The organism is Streptomyces sp. AK02-01A (assembly GCF_033795305.1).
Classification (GTDB): Bacteria; Actinomycetota; Actinomycetes; order Streptomycetales; family Streptomycetaceae; genus Streptomyces.
Genome location: NZ_JARBAE010000005.1, coordinates 1 through 18,784, shown reverse-complemented (window position 1 = coordinate 18,784; position 18,784 = coordinate 1). Strand labels below are relative to the sequence as shown.

Sequence of the window (18,784 nt, the reverse complement as noted above, 5' to 3'; positions counted from 1 at the left end):
CGCTCCCGGTGCTGACCAGCATCCCGATGAGGCCGAGGACCCGATGACCTCAAGGCGCCGTCACAGATTCGCCGCGGCGTTCGCGGCTCTCGCCGCCGTGTCCTCCGTGCTGCTGTCCGGCACGGCGGCGCACGCGGACGCGATCCGTGTCCAGCAGTGGGCCCTCGACGCCATGCACACCCAGCAGGCCTGGCGCACCACCCAGGGCAAGGGCATCACGGTCGCGGTCCTCGACACCGGCGTCGACGACACCCATCCCGATCTCGCGGGACAGGTGCTTCCCGGCAAGGACCTCGTCGGCTTCGGCGCCACCGACGGCGACCGGCCCTGGGCGCGGCACGGCACCGCCATGGCCGGCATCATCGCGGGCCACGGCCATGGACTCGACCGCTCCGAGGGAGTCCTCGGCGTCGCGCCCGAGGCGAAGATACTGCCCGTCCGCGTGATCCTCGAAGGCACCGACCCGGCCCGCGACAAGGCTCGTACCTCCCGGGGCAGCGCTCTCGCCGACGGCATCCGCTGGGCCGCCGACCATGGCGCCGACGTCATCAATCTCTCCCTCGGCGACGACAGCGAGTCCGCGCACCCCGAACCCGCCGAGGACGCGGCCGTCCAGTACGCGCTGGCCAAGGGCGCCGTCGTCGTCGCCTCGGCCGGCAACGGCGGCGAGAAGGGCGACCACATCTCGTATCCCGCGGCCTATCCCGGTGTGATCGCGGTGACGGCCGTCGACCGCTACGGCACTCACGCCGCCTTCTCCACCAGGCGCTGGTACGCCACGGTCAGCGCGCCGGGCGTCGATGTCGTCATCGCCGACCCCGACCGGAGCTACTACGAGGGATGGGGCACCAGCGCCGCCGCCGCGTTCGTCTCGGGAGCCGTCGCCCTCGTACGCTCCGCCCATCCCGGCCTCACACCCGCGCAGATCAAGAAGCTTCTCGCGGACACCGCGCGGGACGCGCCGCGAGGCGGCAGGGACGACGCGAAAGGCTATGGCTTCGTCGACCCGGCGGCGGCGATCGACGCCGGTGCGAAGCTGCCTCCCGCCAGTCCGCGGAGCGAGGCCGCCGACTACGGCGGGAAATACTTCGGCACCGGCCCGGACGTCCCGGCCGAGGAACCGCGGCCGGCCGGCTGGCTGGCCCCGGCGGCCGCCGGAACCGGCGCCCTGCTGCTGGCCGGCGCGATGATGCTGTGGCGTGGCGGCGCGCGCCGCCAGGGCTCACGCCGGTAGCCGGACGACCCGCCGCACCGCGCGGACGGCGGCCTCCTCGACCCGCGCGATCCCTTCCTCCCGCGTCCCGTGGCCGTCGGACAGCACCGCCACGAGACAGCCCCGCACCCGTCCCACCGAGTGGACGACCCACAGGCCGCTGCCGGACCTCGGCAGCCAGCCGTTCTTCAGCGCCCAGTCGTCGCCCGCCGCCGACACACCCCAGTCCTGTCCGGCCACGACCCGTCCCATCAGTCCGGCCAGAAAGCCGCGCGCTCTTCCGTCCAGCGGCGAGTCCGTGCCGAACACCGCCTTCAGCAGCGTGAGCTGATCCCGCGCGGTGGTCCGGGTCAGTCCCCAGGCGGACGCCGCCGAGGTCCGTGTCATGCCGAGCCGCGCGTGCGCAGCGTCCAGCCCGGCCGGGCCGCCGGCCGCCGCCCGCAGCGCCGTCGCCGCGTCATTGTCGCTGCGCTCGATCATGGCCTCGGCCAGCCGCTCCTCCTCGCCCGTCAGCCACCGGCCGCTGTCCGCCGCCCGCAGCAGAAGCGCGGCCAGAATGGCCACCTTGACCACGCTGGCGGTGACATACGTACGGTCCTCGCCGTACGCCGTCTCGCGCCCGCCGGCCGTGTCGTACACCGCGAAGGAGAGATCCACCCCACGACCGTACGTCGCGCGGGCGAGGCTAGGCTCGACCCGTGGCGCTCAAGAACATCCCGGACTCCGGCTTCTCCGACGACGACGGCACCGCCGACCCCGCGCTGACGGCGGCCCTCGCCGCCTGGGCCGAGGACCGGTCGGCCGAAGGACAGGTCCTGACAGCGCTGCGCGGCGCCCGGCTGCTGGTGCCCGTCGTCGCGGTTCTCGGCGAGACGGAGGAGGACGAGAACGGCCTGCGCCGGGAGAAGACCAGCGACATGGCCGTCCCCACGCTCCAGGCCGGCGACCGCCGCGCGCTGCCCGCCTTCACCTCGGTCGCGGCGCTGGCCCGCTGGGATCCCGACGCGCGCCCCGTCGCCGTACCGCTGCACCAGGCGCTCCAGGCGGCCGCCCACGAGCGGGCCGACACGGTGGTGCTGGATCTCGCCGGGCCCGTGGCGTACCAGCTCACCGGCGCCGCACTGCTCGCCCTCGCCGAGGGCCGTACCAGCACCGATCCGCTCGACGACCCGGCCGTGGTCGCGGCGCTGCGCTCGGCCGTCGCGGCCGAGCCCGCGGTGGTCCGGGCTCATCTGGTCCGGGGCGGCGCCGGTGGAACCCTCGCGCTCGTGCCGGCGCCGGGCGCGCTTCCGGCGGAGGCGGTGCGCCGGGTCGCCGAGTCGCTGGCGGCCGACGACGTGCTGAGGGCCCGCCTGGTGCGCGGGCTCGACCTGGCACTGCTGCCGGCCGAGGCCACGCCGCCCGGCGAGCCCTTTTTCGTACGTGACTGAGGTTGCGCGTGACTGATATTCGTACGTGATGTGAGGTCGTACGTGACTGAGGCCGTACGCGACGGAGGAAGAGCGCGGCGGACCGGTCAGCCGTAGACGGCGCCCGTGTACTTCTCACCGGGGCCCTGTCCCGGCTCGTCCGGTACGACCGACGCCTCGCGGAACGCGAGCTGAAGCGACTTCAGCCCGTCCCGCAGCGGCGCCGCGTGGAACGAACTGATCTCCGTCACGCTCGCGTCGAGCAGCCCGGCCAGCGCCTGGACCAGCTTGCGCGCCTCGTCCAGGTCCTTGTGCTCCTCGCCCTCCTCGGTCAGGCCGAGCTTCACGGCGGCGGCGCTCATCAGATTCACCGCGACCGTGACGATCACCTCGACGGCGGGGACTTCCGCGATGTCGCGGGTCATGGCGTCGAAGTCGGGAGACTCTTGGGGGGAGGTCGCGTCACTCATGGACCACACGATAGGCCCCGCCGCCCGGAGACCGGTCCCTGCCGTCCGTTAGCCCCTGTGGGCCGGAGCTGCTAACCTTGTGTAACGGACCAGCAGGGCGCGTGCGTGCCCTGTTCACAAGTGGAGGCTCCGATCTCCCACCTGGCTGCCCCTTCGGGGCGGCGGGTCACCGGTCAGGTGGTGCCCATCGTTCCGTACGGACGATGGAGCCGCCCGATGCGCCCCGCGGTTGACGCGGCGGTGCTCCGGTATTTCAAGGAGCTCCCGCCTGTGTCCCGTCCGGGGCATTTTCCATGTTCCGCCGCGGTTGGTCTGAGTAAACAGACGTAACGCGGCTGTCTGCCAGACAGTCGTGTGGTGCTACCGAGGAGGATCCATCAGCGCCGAGCCCCGCATCAACGACCGGATTCGCGTTCCCGAAGTGCGACTTGTCGGTCCCAGTGGCGAGCAGGTGGGCATTGTGCCGCTCGCCAAGGCCCTGGAGCTTGCGCAGGAGTACGACCTGGACCTGGTCGAGGTCGCGGCGAACGCCCGTCCGCCCGTGTGCAAGCTCATGGACTACGGGAAGTTCAAGTACGAGTCGGCCATGAAGGCCCGTGAGGCGCGCAAGAACCAGGCGCACACGGTCATCAAGGAGATGAAGCTCCGGCCCAAGATCGACCCGCACGACTATGACACCAAGAAGGGTCATGTCGTCCGGTTCCTCAAGCAGGGCGACAAGGTCAAGATCACGATCATGTTCCGTGGTCGTGAGCAGTCCCGCCCCGAGCTGGGCTTCCGACTGCTCCAGCGTCTCGCTTCGGACGTCGAGGACCTCGGCTTCATCGAGTCCAACCCGAAGCAGGACGGCCGGAACATGATCATGGTTCTTGGCCCGCACAAGAAGAAGACCGAAGCCATGGCCGAGGCTCGTGAGGCGCAGGCCGCTCGCAAGGCGGAGCGTCAGGGCTACGCGACCGAGGAGTCTTCGGAGGCGGAGGCTCCGGCCGACGCCCCGTCCGAGGCCCCTTCCGAAGCGTGATCCGAGAGGGTGCCATCCAGGCACCCCCGGCTCCGGTCCGGAATCACATACCAGAGATCTGACGCTCCCGTGCACCGGTCCACCGACCGGTGGGGAGCGCCACTGACGAGGAGAGAACGGCGCTATGCCGAAGAACAAGTCGCACAGCGGTGCCAGCAAGCGCTTCAAGATCACCGGCTCCGGCAAGGTGCTGCGCGAGCGGGCCGGCAAGCGCCACCTGCTCGAACACAAGTCGTCCAAGCTGACGCGTCGCCTCACCGGCAACGCCGAGATGGCCCCGGGCGACGCCAAGAAGATCAAGAAGCTTCTCGGCAAGTGATGTCGCGACCCCCGGTGACCGGGGGCGCGGCACAGGACCGGGACCCATTCGTTTCCGGGCCGTGTGAGTCCAACCACGGCCCCGCTACAAGGAGTTAAACGTGGCACGCGTCAAGCGGGCAGTCAACGCACACAAGAAGCGCCGGGCAATTCTGGAGGCGGCCAGCGGTTACCGCGGCCAGCGTTCGCGCCTGTACCGCAAGGCGAAGGAGCAGGTCACCCACTCCCTCGTCTACAACTACAACGACCGCAAGAAGCGCAAGGGCGACTTCCGTCAGCTCTGGATCCAGCGGATCAACGCCGCTGCCCGCGCCAACGGCATCACCTACAACCGCTTCATCCAGGGTCTGAAGGCCGCCAACGTCGAGGTGGACCGCAAGATCCTCGCCGAGCTGGCCGTCAATGACACCCACGCGTTCGCCGCGCTCGTCGAGGTCGCCCAGAAGGCCCTCCCGAGCGATGTCAACGCCCCGAAGGCCGCCGCCTGATCCCGTCAGGCCGCATTTCCTTCCCGCCGGACCCGCAGGCACCGCGCCTGCGGGTCCGGTCTGTTCCCGGACCCTTCGCGCGAAGACGACGCCCTCCGCCGTCCGGGTCCTGGTGCGGATCCCTCTCGTACAGATCCTTCTCGTACAGACGAAAAGCGAGCCACCGCCCATGGATACCCCCGAGCTGATCTCCCCGCGCTCACCGCGCGTCACGGCAGCCAGACGGCTCGCGAAGCGGGCATTCCGCGGCAAGGAACGCCGGTTCATCGCCGAGGGTCCGCAGGCTGTACGCGAAGCCGTGGCCCACCGGGGTGACGGCGGTGAGCCCACGCTCACCGAGCTGTTCACCACCGCCGAGGCCGCCGAGCGGTACGCCGACATCATCGACGCGGCGCGGGCCACCGGGGCCCGGGTGCATCTCGCGCCCGACTCCGTGCTCGCCGAGGTGTCCCAGACGGTCACTCCGCAGGGACTGCTGGGCGTCTGCCACTTCCTCGACTCTCCGTTCGAGGACATCCTGCGGGCCCGGCCCCGGCTCGTCGCCGTCCTGGCACATGTCCGCGACCCCGGGAACGCGGGTACGGTGCTGCGCTGCGCGGACGCGGCGGGCGCCGACGCCGTCGTCCTCACCGACGCCTCCGTCGACCTCTACAACCCGAAGTCGGTCCGGGCCTCGGCCGGCTCGCTCTTCCATCTGCCGGTCGCCGTGGGCGTCCCCGTCGAGCAGGCCGTCCAAGGGCTGCGGGACGCGGGCATCCGCGTCCTCGCCGCCGACGGCGCGGGCGAGCACGACCTGGACGACGAGCTGGACGCGGGCACCATGGGCGGGCCCACCGCCTGGATCTTCGGCAACGAGGCGTGGGGCCTGCCGGCCGAGACCCGGGCCCTCGCGGACGCGGTGGTGCGCGTACCGATCCACGGAAAGGCCGAGAGTCTGAACCTCGCGACGGCCGCGGCCGTATGTCTGTACGCCTCGGCGCGCGCCCAACGAGTGCGTGATACGCGCTGAGGGGGTCCGCTCGGTCACGTTCAGCTAGTAGGGTTGCGGCTTCGGGGGCCCACTGAGCTACGCGGAAGAGGTGGGATACGGGGATGACTGCCGGGACGAGCAGACCCGCCGCTGTCCAGGGAACCGTTCCGTGTGCGTCAGGCGATTCCGGGACCGGCGCCGGCGATGTCGGGATCGGCGCCGGTGACGCCGGGATCGATCCGGACGACCTTCCCGACGGGCTGGTCGTCGCCGACGAGACCGGCCGGGTGATCTGCTTCAACGCGGCCGCCTCGCGCATCACCGCCGTACCGCCCTCGGACGCGCTCGGCCACCCGCTGGACCGGGCGCTTCCGCTGGAGGACCTGAAGGGCCACCGCTGGTGGGCGCTGACCGATCCGTACGGCGGCCTCGCCACCCGGGTCGGCCAGCCCGAGCGCAATCTGCTGCTGCCCGGCGGCCGTGAGGTCCTGGTCTCCGCCCGGTATGTGCGTGCCTATCCGACCGGACCGGTCCGCCGGCTGGTGATCTGCGTCCGCGGCACCGAGGCACGGCGCCGCACCGAGCGCAGCCACGCGGAACTGATCGCCACCGTCGCCCATGAGCTGCGTTCGCCGCTCACCTCCGTGAAGGGCTTCACGGCCACGCTGCTCGCCAAGTGGGAGCGGTTCACGGACGACCAGAAACGGCTGATGCTGGAGACCGTCGACGCCGACGCCAACCGTGTCACCCGGCTGATCGCGGAACTGCTCGACATCTCCCGTATCGACTCGGGCCGGCTGGAGGTGCGCCGCCAGCCGATCGACATCGGCGCGGCCGTCGGCCGCCATGTCCAGTCGCACACCGCCTCGGGACAGTCGCCGGACCGCTTCCTGGTACGGATCCAGCAGCCGCTGCCCGATCTGTGGGCCGATCCCGACAAGATCGACCAGATCCTCGGCAACCTGCTGGAAAACGCGGTGCGCCACGGTGAGGGAACCGTCACCATCGAGGTGGCACCAGCCCCAGCCGAGAACGACGAGAAAGGAACGGCCGTCACCGTGTGCGACGAAGGCCCAGGCATCCCCGAGGAGTCGATGGGCCGTGTCTTCACCCGCTTCTGGCGGGGAAGCAAACGCGGCGGGACCGGCCTCGGCCTGTATATCGTCAAAGGCATCGTCGAGGCGCACGGCGGCACGATCACCGTCGACCGCGGACCCGGCGGCGGTGCCCAGTTCCGGTTTATCCTGCCCGTCGGCGCCCCCGCCTACTTGAAATAGGATCTGGCGCGAAGCGTCAGGCAGGGCGGTGGCGGGCGGGCCAGAGCGGCCCACGGGCCTCTACACCTTCGTTCGACCTTTAGACTCGACCTTTGGCACCTTTGCGTCCTCAGTGATCGAAGTGATCGAGCAGGGTCGTTTCGCCAGCCAATCGGAAGTACGGGAAGAGATGTCCGCACCCAACAAGTCGTACGACCCAGTCGAGGTCGAGGCACTGAAACCGGCAGAGATCGAGCGCATCCGGGACGAGGCGCTCGCCGCCTTCGCCGCCGCCGGTGACCTCGACGCGCTCGCCCACGCGAAGACCGCGCACACCGGTGGCACCTCGCCGCTCGCTCTCGCCAACCGGGAGATCGGCGCCCTGCCGCCGCAGGCCAAGGCCGAGGCGGGCAAGCGCGTGGGCCAGGCCCGCGGCGCCGTCAACAAGGCCCTCGCCGCCCGTCAGACCGAGCTGGAGGCGGAGCGCGACGCCCGCGTGCTGGTCGAGGAGGCGGTGGATGTCACGCTGCCGTACGACCGCGTCCCGGCCGGTGCCCGGCACCCTCTGACCACGTTCATGGAGCGGGTCGCGGATGTCTTCGTGGCCATGGGCTACGAGGTCGCGGAGGGCCCGGAGGCGGAGGCGGAGTGGTTCAACTTCGACGCCCTGAACTTCGTGCCCGACCATCCGGCGCGCCAGATGCAGGACACCTTCTTCGTCCAGGGCCCCGACGGGACCGAGGGCGACGAGTCCGGCGTGGTGCTCCGTACGCACACCTCACCGGTGCAGGCCCGCACGCTGATCGACCGCGAGCCGCCCGTCTATGTCGTCTGCCCGGGGCGGGTCTACCGCACCGACGAGCTGGACGCCACTCACACTCCGGTCTTCCACCAGATCGAGCTGCTCGCCGTCGACGAGGGCCTGACCATGGCCGATCTCAAGGGCACCCTCGACCACATGGTCCAGGCGCTCTTCGGTGCGGACATGAAGACCCGGCTGCGGCCGAACTTCTTCCCGTTCACCGAGCCGTCCGCCGAGATGGACATGGTCTGCTACGTGTGCCGCGGTGCCTCTGTCGGCAACCCGGACCGGCCCTGCCGCACCTGCGGCAGCGAGGGCTGGATCGAGCTGGGCGGCTGCGGCATGGTCAACCCGAAGGTGCTTGTCGCCTGCGGTGTCGACCCTCAGAAATACAGCGGATTCGCCTTCGGGTTCGGCATCGAACGGATGCTCATGTTCCGCCACAACGTCGAAGACATGCGAGACATGGTCGAGGGTGACGTCCGGTTCACCCGGCCGTTCGGGATGGAGATCTGATGCGCGTCCCGCTTTCCTGGCTGCGGGAATACGTCGACCTGCCGGCGACGGAGACCGGCCGTGACGTCCAGGCCAAGCTCGTCTCCGCCGGTCTTGAGGTCGAGACCGTCGAGCAGCTCGGCGCCGGCCTCAAGGGCCCGCTCGTCGTCGGCAAGGTGCTCACCATCGAGGAGCTGGAGGGCTTCAAGAAGCCCATCCGCTTCTGCACCGTCGACGTCGGTACGGCCAACGGCACCGGCGAGCCGCAGGAGATCGTCTGCGGCGCGCGGAACTTCGCCGTCGGCGACAAGGTCGTGGTGGTCCTCCCCGGCGCGGTCCTCCCCGGCGACTTCGCGATCGCCGCGCGCAAGACGTACGGCAAGACCTCGCACGGCATGATCTGCTCCGGCGACGAGCTGGGCATGGGCGACGACGGCTCCGGCGGCATCATCGTGCTGCCGCCCGAGTACGAGCCCGGCACCGACGCCATCGCGCTGCTGGAGCTGGTGGACGAGGTCCTCGACATCGCCGTCACTCCCGACCGCGGCTACTGCCTCTCGCTGCGCGGAGTCGCGCGCGAGACCGCCATCGCGTACGGCCTGCCGCTGCGCGACCCGGCCCTCCTCGACGTCCCGGCCCCGAACTCCTTCGGCCACCCGGTGAAGGTCGCCGACCCGATGGGCTGCGACCGCTTCACGGCCCGTACGGTCACCGGTCTCGACCCGGAGGCGTGCTCTCCGATCTGGCTGCGGCGCCGGCTCCAGAAGGCCGGAATGCGGCCGATCTCGCTTCCTGTCGACATCACCAACTACGTGATGCTCGAACTGGGCCAGCCGCTGCACGCGTACGACCGCGCCCGGCTCGACGGGCCGATCGGTGTCCGCCGCGCCCAGGCCGGCGAGCGGATCACCACTCTCGACGGCGCGAAGCGGGTCCTGGACGCCCAGGACCTGGTCATCACCGACAACCGCGGCCCGATCGGCCTCGCGGGCGTGATGGGCGGCGCGAACACCGAGATCGCCGACCTCGCCACCGACGCCGAGACCGGCGAGGCCAACGGCACCACCGAGGTCGTCATCGAGGCCGCGCACTTCGACGCGATCTCCATCGCCCGCACCGCGCGCCGCCACAAGCTGGCGTCCGAGGCGTCCAAGCGGTTCGAGCGGGGCGTCGACCCGGAGGCCGGGGCCGCCGCCGCGCAGCGGACCGTCGATCTGCTGGTGCTGCTGGCCGGCGGTTCCGCCGACGCCGGAGTCACCGAGATCATCGCGCCCTCCGCGCCGCACACCATCGCCATGCCCGCCGACCACCCCGACCGGGTCGCCGGTGTCGGCTACGGCCGCGAGACCGTCGTACGACGGCTCCAGCAGATCGGCTGCGACGTCTACGGGCAGGACGAACTGGTCGTCACCGTCCCGTCCTGGCGGCCCGACCTCGGCGCGCCCAACGACCTCGCCGAGGAGGTCATCCGCCTGGAGGGCTACGAGAACCTCCCCTCCACCCTGCCCACTCCGCCGTCCGGCCGCGGACTCACCGAGCGGCAGCGGCTGCACCGCCGCGTCGGCCGCGCCCTGGCCGGCGCCGGCTATGTCGAGGCACTGAACTACCCGTTCATCGGCGACGCGGTGCTCGACGCCTTCGGTCTGCCGGCCGACGACGCCCGCCGCCGTACGGTCAAGCTGGTCAACCCGCTCTCGGACGAGGAGCCCGCGCTGCGCACCACGCTGCTGCCCGGCCTTCTCACGGCGCTGCGCCGCAACGACGGCCGTGGCTCGCACGACCTGGCCCTCTTCGAGACCGGTCTGGTCTTCCGTCCGACCGGCGACGAGACCGTACCGGTGCGGCTGCCCGTCGACCGGCGTCCGACCGACGAGGAGGTGGCCGCGCTCAACGCCGCGCTGCCGCGCCAGCCGCGTCGTGTCGCGGCCGTCCTGGCCGGAGCGCGCGAACAGGCCGGCTGGTGGGGCAAGGGCCGCCCGGCGGACTGGGCGGACGCCATCGAGGCGGCCCGCGCCGTCGCCCGGGAGGCGGGCGCCGAGCTGACCGTCCGCGCCGACCCGCACGAGCCGTGGCACCCCGGCCGCAGCGCGGCGCTGCTCGCCACGGTGAACGGCGAGGAGACGCTCGTCGGGCATGCCGGAGAGCTGCACCCGAGGGTCGTCAAGGCGCTCGGACTCCCGGACCGTACCTGCGCGATGGAGGTCGAACTCGACCTGCTGGAGCAGGCGGGCTCCGGCACGCTCCAGGCGCCGCGAATCTCCGCCTACCCCGTCGCCACCCAGGATGTGGCGCTGGTCGTGCCGCGGGAGGTGCCGGCCGCCGAGGTGGAGCGGGCGCTGCGCGAGGGCGCGGGTGAACTCCTTGAGTCTCTGCGGCTGTTCGACGTCTTCGCGGGCGAGCAGATCGGCGAGGGCCACAAGTCGCTGGCCTACGCGCTGCGTTTCCGCGCGGCGGACCGCACGCTGACGGTCGAGGAGGCCACGGCCGCCCGTGACGCGGCTGTCGCACTCGCCGCCGACCGGACCGGCGCGGTCCTGCGCGGCGCGTGACCGTCTTGCTCGAAAGGCTGTGAGAAGGGGCGTCTCCGGATCTTCCGGAGACGCCCCTCATCCGTTCAGGTGAGAAGCCGGAGCGAACGCACAGCGGCGATCACGAGCGATCGACGCGATCGGAGCCTCGCGCAGCCGGGCCCGGACGACCGTGTCCGGTGTCCTTCCGGCGGCGGCCGGTCCGGCTGCGCGGATCGCGTCGCCTGCCCCGCCGCGGAGTAGCGGGCAGGTCAGCGGGACAGACGACGCGGTAGCGGGCCGTCGAGCTGTACGAGGGGGAGCCGACGGCCCGGCCGCCTCTTTACGAGGTGCTTCAGTCAACCGACCGGGCGCCTCCGGCGGCAGGGTGCACATGGCGCGGATCCGGGCATTACGTTCACACCCCGTGCGTTTCCCGTTGCACTACGCTGGTTCGGCCGAGCCACCGGAGGGGCACATGCAGCCCAACACCCTGCTCGATTCCCTGCTGGACGAAGCCGGTGTCTCGCACGCCGGTCTCGCCGCCCGGGTCAACCAGGCGGGCCGGGCCAGAGGTCTCGCCCTGCGATACGAACACACCGCCGTGGCCCGGTGGTTGAAGGGCCAGCGGCCACGCGGCCAGGTGCCCGATCTGATCTGCGGAGTGCTGAGCGACCGGTTGCGCCGGCCGCTCACCCTGGACGACATCGGGCTCGGTGTGTCCGGCGAGTCGCCCGTACCGGGTGGCACACCGCTCTCCGGTTTCGTGGAGCGGGCCACCGCGCTCTGGCGCTGCGACGAACAGCAGCGGCCGCACATAGTGGACGCGCCCGCCGTCACCGGCACGCCCGCCGTGATGCCCGTCTGGGAATGGGAGAACCCTCCGGAGGACTCCGACGTCTCGCGCGGCGGCGGGACCAGCGTCGGACCCGCCGACATCGAACTGCTGCGCTCGGCCAGGGCGCACTACGAGCTGATGTACCGAAGGGCGGGCGGTGTCGCCACCCGCGCCAGGATCGTCGGCTTCCTCAACACCGAGACGGCCCCGCTGCTGCGCGGCGGATACAGCGACTCGCTGGGCCGTCAACTGCACCGGGCCACCGGAGGTCTGGTCGCCGTCGCCGGTATCTGCGCGTACGACTCCGACGCGCATGGACTGGCCCAGCGCTACTTCCACCAGGCGCTGCGTCTGGCGAAGGCCAGCGGGGACCGGGGATTCGGCGCGTATGTGATCGCGCTGCTCGTCAATCAGTCGCTGTTCATGGGGGAGTACCGCCAGGCCGTCGCCTTCGCGGAGGCCGCGCTGCGTACGGCGGGACGCCAGATCACTCCGGCGCTCGCCGCCGACCTGTACGCGATGCAGGCCAAGTCGTATGCCCATCTTGGAGACGGCGCCGGCGCGCTCGGATGTATCCGCCGGGCCGAGACGGCGGCGGAGCGCATCCGTCCGGGACATGAGCCGGACGAGACGGACTATGTCCAGCCGGGGCTGGTGAATGTCCAGGTGGCGGAGGCCCTGTTGAGCCTCGGTGAGCTGGCGGCCGCGCGTACGCACGCGGCGGCGGCCGTGGAAACACCGGCGCACGACCGCGGCCGGGTCCACCGGCTCGCGATGCTCAGCCATGTCGAACTGCGGCAGGGCGAGGCGGACCGCGCCGCCGGGACGGCGCGGGAGATGGCCGAGCGGGCCAGGGGAATGGAGTCCCGGCGGCTGCGGGACCGGCTGAGAGAGGTGAGCGAGCAACTGATCGCCAGCGGATCCAGCGCCGCCGAGGAGACGGCCGAACTCATCGACGGAGCGCTGCGCGTGCCTCTGTGAGTCCCCGTGTGACTCCTCCTCTGAGTAAGCGACTGCTGCGATATTGCCATCAACTTGTCGGAAGGTGGCAGAACCGTGCAGTGGACGAAACTTAGCGAACAGACCGTGTATGAAAATCGCTGGTTCAGGGTCAATCTGGCGGACGTCGAACTCCCCGACGGCCGGCATCTGGACCACTTCCTCATCCGGCTCCGCCCGGTCGCCGTGGCGACCGCGGTCAACGCGGCCAATGAGGTGCTGATGCTCTGGAGGCACCGCTTCATCACCGACACCTGGGGCTGGGAACTGGCCGCCGGTGTCGTCGAGGACGGCGAGGACATCGAGAGCGCGGCCGCGCGGGAGATGGAGGAGGAGACCGGATGGCGTCCCGGACCGCTCCGGCATCTGCTCACGGTCGAGCCGTCCAACGGCCTGACCGACGCCCGGCACCATCTCTACTGGGCCGAGGACGCCACGTACACCGGTCACCCCGAGGACGACTTCGAGTCCTCGCGCCGGGAGTGGATCCCGCTCAAGCTGGTGCCGGACATGATCGCCCGCGGTGAGATCCCGGCCGCGGGTATGGCGGCCGGGCTGATGATGCTGCATCACATACGGCTCGGCTGACGGCTATTGACGCCGGTTCGGCCCGGGACCGAGCCGGCCGGTGGCCGGACCGGTCGGATCCCGCCGGTCCGGTCGCCCGCCTCGCGCGCTCGTACGGATCAGGAGTACGGGTAGAAACCCGCGCCGGTCTTGCGGCCGAGCCGGCCCGCGTCCACCATCCGCTGGAGCAGCGGGGGAGCGGCGTACAGCGGCTCCTTGAACTCCGCGTACATCGAGTCGGCGACCGAGGCCACGGTGTCCAGGCCGATCAGATCGGAGAGCTTGAGCGGGCCCATCGGATGAGCGCAGCCCAGCTCCATGCCGTTGTCGATGTCCTCACGGCTCGCGAGGCCCGACTCGAACATCCGGACCGCGGCGAGCAGATACGGGATGAGCAGCGCGTTCACCACAAAGCCCGAGCGGTCCTGGGCACGGATCGCGTGCTTGCCCAGCACTCCCGTGACCATGGCCTCGGCCCGCTTGACCGTCTCCTCGGAGGTCGTCAGCGCGGGGATCAGCTCGACGAGCTTCTGCACGGGTGCCGGGTTGAAGAAATGGATGCCGATGACCTGGTCGGGACGGGAGGTCGCGACGGCCAGTCTGACCAGCGGAATCGAGGAGGTGTTGGACGCCAGGATCGCGTCCCGGCGGGTCACCACCTGGTCGAGCACCTGGAATATCTCCGTCTTGACCTGCTCGTTCTCGACCACGGCCTCGATGACGAGATCGCGGTCGGCGAACTCTCCGAGGTCGGTGGTGAAGCTGAGGCGGCCGAGCGCGTCGTCGCGCTCCTTCTCGGTGATCTTGCCGCGCTCCGCGGCCTTCGAGAGGGAATTGTGGAGGCGGGTGCGGCCGATCTCCAGGGCCTCACCGGTGGTCTCGGCGACCCGCACCTCCAGGCCGTTACGGGCGGCGACCTCGGCGATGCCTGCGCCCATCTGGCCGCAGCCCACCACTCCTACGCGGGCGATATCGGTCAGGGAGTCGGTCACATCGTGCCTTTCGCTGGTCCGTGTTCCGGCAGGTCCCCCGGGTGATTCCGGCGCCCGCCCGGGCCACGACGTTACTCCGCCGAGGTGTGTGGAGCGGGGTCCGGGGCGGGCAAGGATCAGCGGGTACGGCGGCCCGTCGGCCTCGGCGGCCGCGCGGACCTGACAAGGGACAGCGCATGCGCGACACGGGACACGGCGTGGGCCGGATCGGCAGAAGAGGATTCGTGACGGCCGCGGCCGGCGTGGTGGCCTCGGTGCTGGCGGCGGACGCCGCCACGGCGGTCGCCGGGCACGGTGCCCCGCGCCGGGAACTGCGCGGAATGTGGCTCGCGACCGTCGCCAACCGCGACTGGCCCTCGCAACGAGGGCTGACGGCGGCCCGGCAGCGGGCCGGACTGCTGAAGCATCTCGACACGGCCGTGGCCCGCCGGCTGAACGCCGTCATCTTCCAGGTCCGGCCGACGGCCGACGCGCTGTGGCCCTCGCCGTACGAGCCCTGGGCCGAGTGCCTGACCGGCACGCAGGGCAAGAACCCCGGCTGGGACCCGCTGGGCACGGCGGTGCGCGAGGCGCACGCGCGCGGTCTGGAACTGCACGCCTGGTTCAACCCGTACCGCGTCGCGAACCACACCGACCGGTCGAGGCTAGCCAGGACCCATCCCGCCAGGGTCCATCCGGGATGGGTCGTGCCGTACGGCGGCAAGCTGTACTACAACCCGGGACTGCCCGAGGTCAGACGCTTCGTCCAGAACGCCATGCTGGACGCCGTCCGCCGCTACGACATCGACGCCGTGCACTGGGACGACTATTTCTATCCGTATCCGGTCGCCGGAAAGGCCTTCGGAGACGACGCCGCGTACGCGCGCTACGGCGGCCGCTTCCGGGACCGGGCCGCCTGGCGGCGGGACAACACCGACCGGCTGGTGCGCGAGACGGGCGAACGCATCAAGAAGATCAAGAAGCATGTCCGGTTCGGCGTCAGCCCGTTCGGAGTGTGGCGCAACGCCGCCACCGACCCGGCCGGCTCGGACACCCGGGCCGGTGTGCAGACCTACGACGATCTGCACGCCGACACGCGGAAGTGGGTCAGGAAGGGCTGGATCGACTACATCGTCCCTCAGCTGTACTGGTTGGCACAACCGCTTGACCTGCGGGTTCCTGCGAACTACACGGTCCTGGTCGACTGGTGGGCGGACGTTGTGAGGGGTACTGGCGTCGACCTCTACGTGGGCGAAGCGCTCTACAAGGTGGGCGATCCAGCGCAGCCAAAGGGCTGGCAGAACCCTGCCGAACTATCCCGACACCTCGACATTTGCGCGAAGTACCCAGAGGTGAAGGGAAATATCTACTTCTCGGCGACGGAGATCGCTAGCGATCCCCTGGGGGCAGTGGCCATAATTTCTGAGCGCTACCGGCGAGAGGGATAATGGTGCACACCTACGAGGTGATGACTGCGGTTCTGGCCAAGCTTCAACAGGAGGAGTGCGAGGCAGTACTGGCCACTCTTCACCAGCTCCCGGCGAGACGAGCGGAAGCGAAGTCTCTTGCCCGAACCCCGCTCCCACTTTCCAGCCCGCGTGGCTCTGGGATGAGGGTGACCATTCGTCGGGTCTTGTCGTAGCGAGTGGCGACGCCTCGCCAGGTCTCGATCTTTTTGATCGTGCGTTCGACGGACGGGCGAGTGTGATTGAGTTCCGCTTCAACGTGTAGTGGGTGACATAGCACCACATCGCTGATCTGGCAAGTGTGCAGGTCAGAAGGGGTCCGACTCTTCCGAGTGGGCCCCTGGTTTTTTCCCGTGCTGGGATGGTGCTGGGAAACCTGACCCCTCGTCACCCGTCATCACCCCTGCTCGCCCCTACCGTGCTGGGATCATGTTGGGATGCCGGTGAGGCCCCCGTGCTGGTTTGTGGGCGGCAGCTTCGCAAGGGAGGAAGCGGGTATCGTCGAGCGGCTTGCGCTCACATTTTCTTCACGGCTCCGAAGGCCCTCGCGGAAACAAATCCGCGCCCGCCCGACGTTGTTGATCTCCGAATCGAGGAGGGGAAGGTGTCGGGCCTGAAGCTGTTCCACACGATGAAAAGCGGCATGACCGAGGTCACGCCGCGTCTTGCTGAGGTCGAGGCGGATGTGCAGGGCCTTGTCGAGACGCACATGGAGACGCTGTTGGGCGTCCGGTTTCTGGTGAGCGAGTACGGCACCGGGCCGGTGCACGGGGGCAGGATCGACTCGATCGGGCTGGACGAGAACGGGTCGCCGGTCATCGTTGAGTACAAGCGTTCGACTGACGCGGGGGTGATCCACCAGGGGTTGTTCTACCTCTCGTGGCTGATGGACCACCGGGCGGAGTTCGAGCACCTGGTCCGCGACCGGCTCGGGGCTACGGCGGCGTCCCAGGTGCGGTGGAGCGGGCCGCGCCTGGTCTGTATCGCCGGCGACTTCACGCGGTACGACGTGCACGCCGTGCGCGAGCACCGGAGGTCGATCGACCTGGTCCGCTACCGATTCTTCGGCACCGACCTGCTCGGGCTTGAGACCGTGGCGTCCGTGAGCGGCGGCACGCAGGCAGCCAGGCGAGCACGTCGCCAGGCGGTCGCCCGGGCGGTCGTCAGCGTCCAGGGTGCGTCGATGGTCGCGCTGGCGAACGCGGTCGACGAGGAGTTGCTCGGTCTCGGGGACGGCGTGAACCGTGTTGAGCGCAAGCAGTACCGGGCGTATCAGCGTCTGCGGAACTTCGCCTGCGTCTGTCCGCCTCAGCGGAGCAAGCTCCTCGTCTACCTGAAGGTCGACCCGAAGCGCGTCGACCTCGTTCCTGGGTTCACCCGGGACGTGTCCGGGCTCGGCCACCACGGGACGGGCGACTTGGAGGTGCAGCTCCGCACGCCGAGGGACGTGGAGCGTGCGCAGGATCTGTTCCGGGCGAGCTACGCAGCGGCGTGATTGCTCGACGGCACCTTGGCTGTGAGCGTTTCGCGATTCGTCTGTGGTCGTCAGGTAGTGCCTTTCGACGTACGGGCAGGTTGTGGCGGTGGACTATCAATGATGCGCGGGATCGCCGGTTTGGCTAACCGGTGATCGCGGGCTATGTTGCCCCGCTCTTGCGTGCCGATGGTCAGCGTGAACGGCTGGCAGCCGCGTTGGCCGCGACCGCCGGGGTGGTAACGAGGATCGTCCCGCGTTCGCGGCCCGCGGGTTGAACCTGGCGGGTGCCGGTTTCGTGGGCGAGGGTCTCGCAGAGGTCGGCCAGCAGCGAACTCGGGGTGTGCGGTGACGCGGTGAGGGTCCAGGTGGGTCGGCCAGGGTCCGGACCGGCCCAGACGGTCCAGGTGGCCAGGTTCTGGCTCGGGTGCTGGGCGGTGAAGGCGTCGAACTGGACGCCTGCGTCCCCGGTGGGGGACGTCCAGCGGATCCATCGCCCGTCCATGGTGTGCTTCCATCCGGCGTCGCTGAGAGGCTGCGTGGCCGCGGTGACCGTCTTCTCGTCCACCGGGGCGCCGATGGCCGTGTCCCAGCCGTCGCCGTCGGCGAGGTGGTCCAGTAGCTCCTGAATCACCGAAGCAGGGGCGGCGCCGGTCGCGGTGAGAACCCACATGCGGTCGGAAACGGGTGTCGCGTAGGCGGCCACGGTCCACGCGGTCTCGTGGGCCGGGGCTTCGTGGACGCGCTCGATGCGCAGGGTCTGGGACTCGTGGATGGCGTGAGTTGTCTCGTCCGACCAGGTGCGCCACTTCTCCCACTCGCCGTGTGCATCGAGGAAGGTGTCGAGGAGGGCGTCGTGGTCGCCGGCATTTGCCAGGTAGGCCGGAACGGTCTCCGGTTTCGGGCGGGCCGGTTCGGGCTTGGCTGTGGTGAGGGCGAATGGGGTGCGGGCTTCGGCGGCGGCGCGTTCGCTGTCGGTCAGGGGTGCCGGGCCGGGGCGCAGGTCTGCGGCGTGGACCTTCTCGAAGGCGAGCAGGGCTTGAGCGGGTGAGTCGAACGTGTCGGCGACTTGGCGCAGGTGGTCCTCGCCGTGGAGGTAGACGGACTTGCCGTGACGGCCGAGGTAGGTGCCGACCGCGACGGTGGTGTGGCCGTCGTGGGCGTGGGCGTGGATGAGGAGGTGGCCGTGGCGGATGTCGTCGTGGATTTTCTGGGCTTCGTTGGCTATCTCGCGGATTTCGCTGCGGGTGCACCAGGGCATCGGGTAGTTGGCCCAGGTCCATTCCTCGTCCATGGCCTCACGGAGTCGAGGGGTGATCTCGACGGTGATGCCCTCGGCGGCCAGGTGCTTGGCTGCCTCCTCGGCCCAGTAGGGCTCCTCGTGGTCGATGCGGACCAGAACCAGGACGTTGTCGGCGACGTGAAGTTTCCCCGTGATCATGGACACGTTTCCGTTATGCCGCGAGGGCCTGTCCCTGCTGGTAGCGCAGGCGTGTTTCGTGGGGCGTGAGGTAGCCCCA

General features: G+C 70.2%; 17 protein-coding genes. 13 read left to right on the top strand and 4 right to left on the bottom strand.

Annotation, left to right across the window (positions count from 1 at the left end):
* The first annotated feature begins 43 nt into the window (after positions 1-43).
* Positions 44-1,234, top strand: coding sequence for a type VII secretion-associated serine protease mycosin (mycP, locus tag PV679_RS07415; protein ID WP_319679260.1), 1,191 nt, complete (start codon positions 44-46; stop codon positions 1,232-1,234).
* Here the strand turns inward: mycP and PV679_RS07410 are convergent.
* A complete protein-coding gene (locus PV679_RS07410; RefSeq protein WP_319679259.1) occupies positions 1,223-1,870 on the bottom strand; it encodes a serine hydrolase in 648 nt (215 codons plus the stop codon). The genes mycP and PV679_RS07410 overlap by 12 nt on opposite strands.
* 41 nt (positions 1,871-1,911) lie before the next feature.
* Here PV679_RS07410 and PV679_RS07405 point away from each other — a divergent pair, with 41 nt between their 5' ends.
* A complete protein-coding gene (locus PV679_RS07405; protein WP_319679258.1) occupies positions 1,912-2,643 on the top strand; it encodes an SseB family protein in 732 nt (243 codons plus the stop codon).
* 86 nt (positions 2,644-2,729) lie between these two features.
* Here the strand turns inward: PV679_RS07405 and PV679_RS07400 are convergent, their stop codons facing one another.
* On the bottom strand, positions 2,730-3,092 hold the full coding sequence (locus PV679_RS07400) for a DUF1844 domain-containing protein (protein WP_319679257.1): 363 nt from the start codon (positions 3,090-3,092) through the stop codon (positions 2,730-2,732).
* A gap of 352 nt (positions 3,093-3,444) precedes the next feature.
* Between PV679_RS07400 and infC the strand changes: the two genes are divergently transcribed.
* From infC to PV679_RS07355, 9 genes are all read left to right on the top strand, one after another.
* A complete protein-coding gene (infC, locus tag PV679_RS07395; RefSeq protein ID WP_319679256.1) occupies positions 3,445-4,113 on the top strand; it encodes a translation initiation factor IF-3 in 669 nt (222 codons plus the stop codon).
* 124 nt (positions 4,114-4,237) lie between these two features.
* A complete protein-coding gene (gene rpmI / locus PV679_RS07390; RefSeq protein WP_030754426.1) occupies positions 4,238-4,432 on the top strand; it encodes a 50S ribosomal protein L35 in 195 nt (64 codons plus the stop codon).
* A gap of 100 nt (positions 4,433-4,532) precedes the next feature.
* Entirely contained in the window at positions 4,533-4,919 is a 387-nt protein-coding gene (gene rplT, locus PV679_RS07385) for a 50S ribosomal protein L20 (protein ID WP_319679255.1), read from the top strand.
* 169 nt (positions 4,920-5,088) lie between these two features.
* Positions 5,089-5,928 carry an RNA methyltransferase gene (locus tag PV679_RS07380; RefSeq protein ID WP_319679254.1) on the top strand — a complete coding sequence of 280 codons (840 nt, stop codon included), beginning with the start codon at positions 5,089-5,091 and terminating at the stop codon, positions 5,926-5,928.
* A gap of 83 nt (positions 5,929-6,011) precedes the next feature.
* On the top strand, positions 6,012-7,166 hold the full coding sequence (locus PV679_RS07375) for an ATP-binding protein (protein WP_319679253.1): 1,155 nt from the start codon (positions 6,012-6,014) through the stop codon (positions 7,164-7,166).
* Between the two features lie 169 nt (positions 7,167-7,335).
* Complete coding sequence (gene pheS / locus PV679_RS07370; protein ID WP_319679252.1) at positions 7,336-8,463, top strand: phenylalanine--tRNA ligase subunit alpha; 1,128 nt, start codon at positions 7,336-7,338, stop codon at positions 8,461-8,463.
* Positions 8,463-10,991 carry a phenylalanine--tRNA ligase subunit beta gene (gene pheT / locus PV679_RS07365; RefSeq protein WP_319679251.1) on the top strand — a complete coding sequence of 843 codons (2,529 nt, stop codon included), beginning with the start codon at positions 8,463-8,465 and terminating at the stop codon, positions 10,989-10,991. Before pheS ends, pheT begins: the two co-directional genes overlap by 1 nt.
* 436 nt (positions 10,992-11,427) lie before the next feature.
* Complete coding sequence (locus PV679_RS07360; protein ID WP_319679250.1) at positions 11,428-12,768, top strand: transcriptional regulator; 1,341 nt, start codon at positions 11,428-11,430, stop codon at positions 12,766-12,768.
* Positions 12,769-12,843: 75 nt separating this feature from the next.
* Complete coding sequence (locus PV679_RS07355) at positions 12,844-13,374, top strand: NUDIX hydrolase (RefSeq protein ID WP_319679249.1); 531 nt, start codon at positions 12,844-12,846, stop codon at positions 13,372-13,374.
* Between the two features lie 98 nt (positions 13,375-13,472).
* Here the strand turns inward: PV679_RS07355 and PV679_RS07350 are convergent, their stop codons facing one another.
* Positions 13,473-14,333, bottom strand: coding sequence for a 3-hydroxybutyryl-CoA dehydrogenase (locus PV679_RS07350; protein ID WP_319679445.1), 861 nt, complete (start codon positions 14,331-14,333; stop codon positions 13,473-13,475).
* 188 nt (positions 14,334-14,521) lie between these two features.
* On the opposite strand from PV679_RS07350, the gene PV679_RS07345 reads away from it, so the two are divergent.
* Entirely contained in the window at positions 14,522-15,772 is a 1,251-nt protein-coding gene (locus PV679_RS07345) for a glycoside hydrolase family 10 protein (RefSeq protein ID WP_319679248.1), read from the top strand.
* Positions 15,773-16,394: 622 nt separating this feature from the next.
* On the top strand, positions 16,395-17,285 hold the full coding sequence (locus PV679_RS07340) for a DUF5655 domain-containing protein (protein WP_319679444.1): 891 nt from the start codon (positions 16,395-16,397) through the stop codon (positions 17,283-17,285).
* Between the two features lie 172 nt (positions 17,286-17,457).
* Here PV679_RS07340 and PV679_RS07335 read toward each other — a convergent pair whose 3' ends face one another.
* Positions 17,458-18,705: a DUF317 domain-containing protein gene (locus tag PV679_RS07335; protein ID WP_319679247.1), complete on the bottom strand. Its 1,248-nt coding sequence runs from the start codon at positions 18,703-18,705 to the stop codon at positions 17,458-17,460.
* Positions 18,706-18,784 lie beyond the last annotated feature (79 nt).

Coding starts and splice junctions, on each gene's coding strand:
- PV679_RS07335 (WP_319679247.1), bottom strand. CDS start 18,705: ATGATCACGGGGAAACTTCACGTCGCCGACAACGTCCTGGTTCTGGTC.
- PV679_RS07380 (WP_319679254.1), top strand. CDS start 5,089: ATGGATACCCCCGAGCTGATCTCCCCGCGCTCACCGCGCGTCACGGCA.
- pheS (WP_319679252.1), top strand. CDS start 7,336: ATGTCCGCACCCAACAAGTCGTACGACCCAGTCGAGGTCGAGGCACTG.
- pheT (WP_319679251.1), top strand. CDS start 8,463: ATGCGCGTCCCGCTTTCCTGGCTGCGGGAATACGTCGACCTGCCGGCG.
- mycP (WP_319679260.1), top strand. CDS start 44: ATGACCTCAAGGCGCCGTCACAGATTCGCCGCGGCGTTCGCGGCTCTC.
- rpmI (WP_030754426.1), top strand. CDS start 4,238: ATGCCGAAGAACAAGTCGCACAGCGGTGCCAGCAAGCGCTTCAAGATC.
- PV679_RS07400 (WP_319679257.1), bottom strand. CDS start 3,092: ATGAGTGACGCGACCTCCCCCCAAGAGTCTCCCGACTTCGACGCCATG.
- PV679_RS07345 (WP_319679248.1), top strand. CDS start 14,522: ATGCGCGACACGGGACACGGCGTGGGCCGGATCGGCAGAAGAGGATTC.
- PV679_RS07360 (WP_319679250.1), top strand. CDS start 11,428: ATGCAGCCCAACACCCTGCTCGATTCCCTGCTGGACGAAGCCGGTGTC.
- PV679_RS07375 (WP_319679253.1), top strand. CDS start 6,012: ATGACTGCCGGGACGAGCAGACCCGCCGCTGTCCAGGGAACCGTTCCG.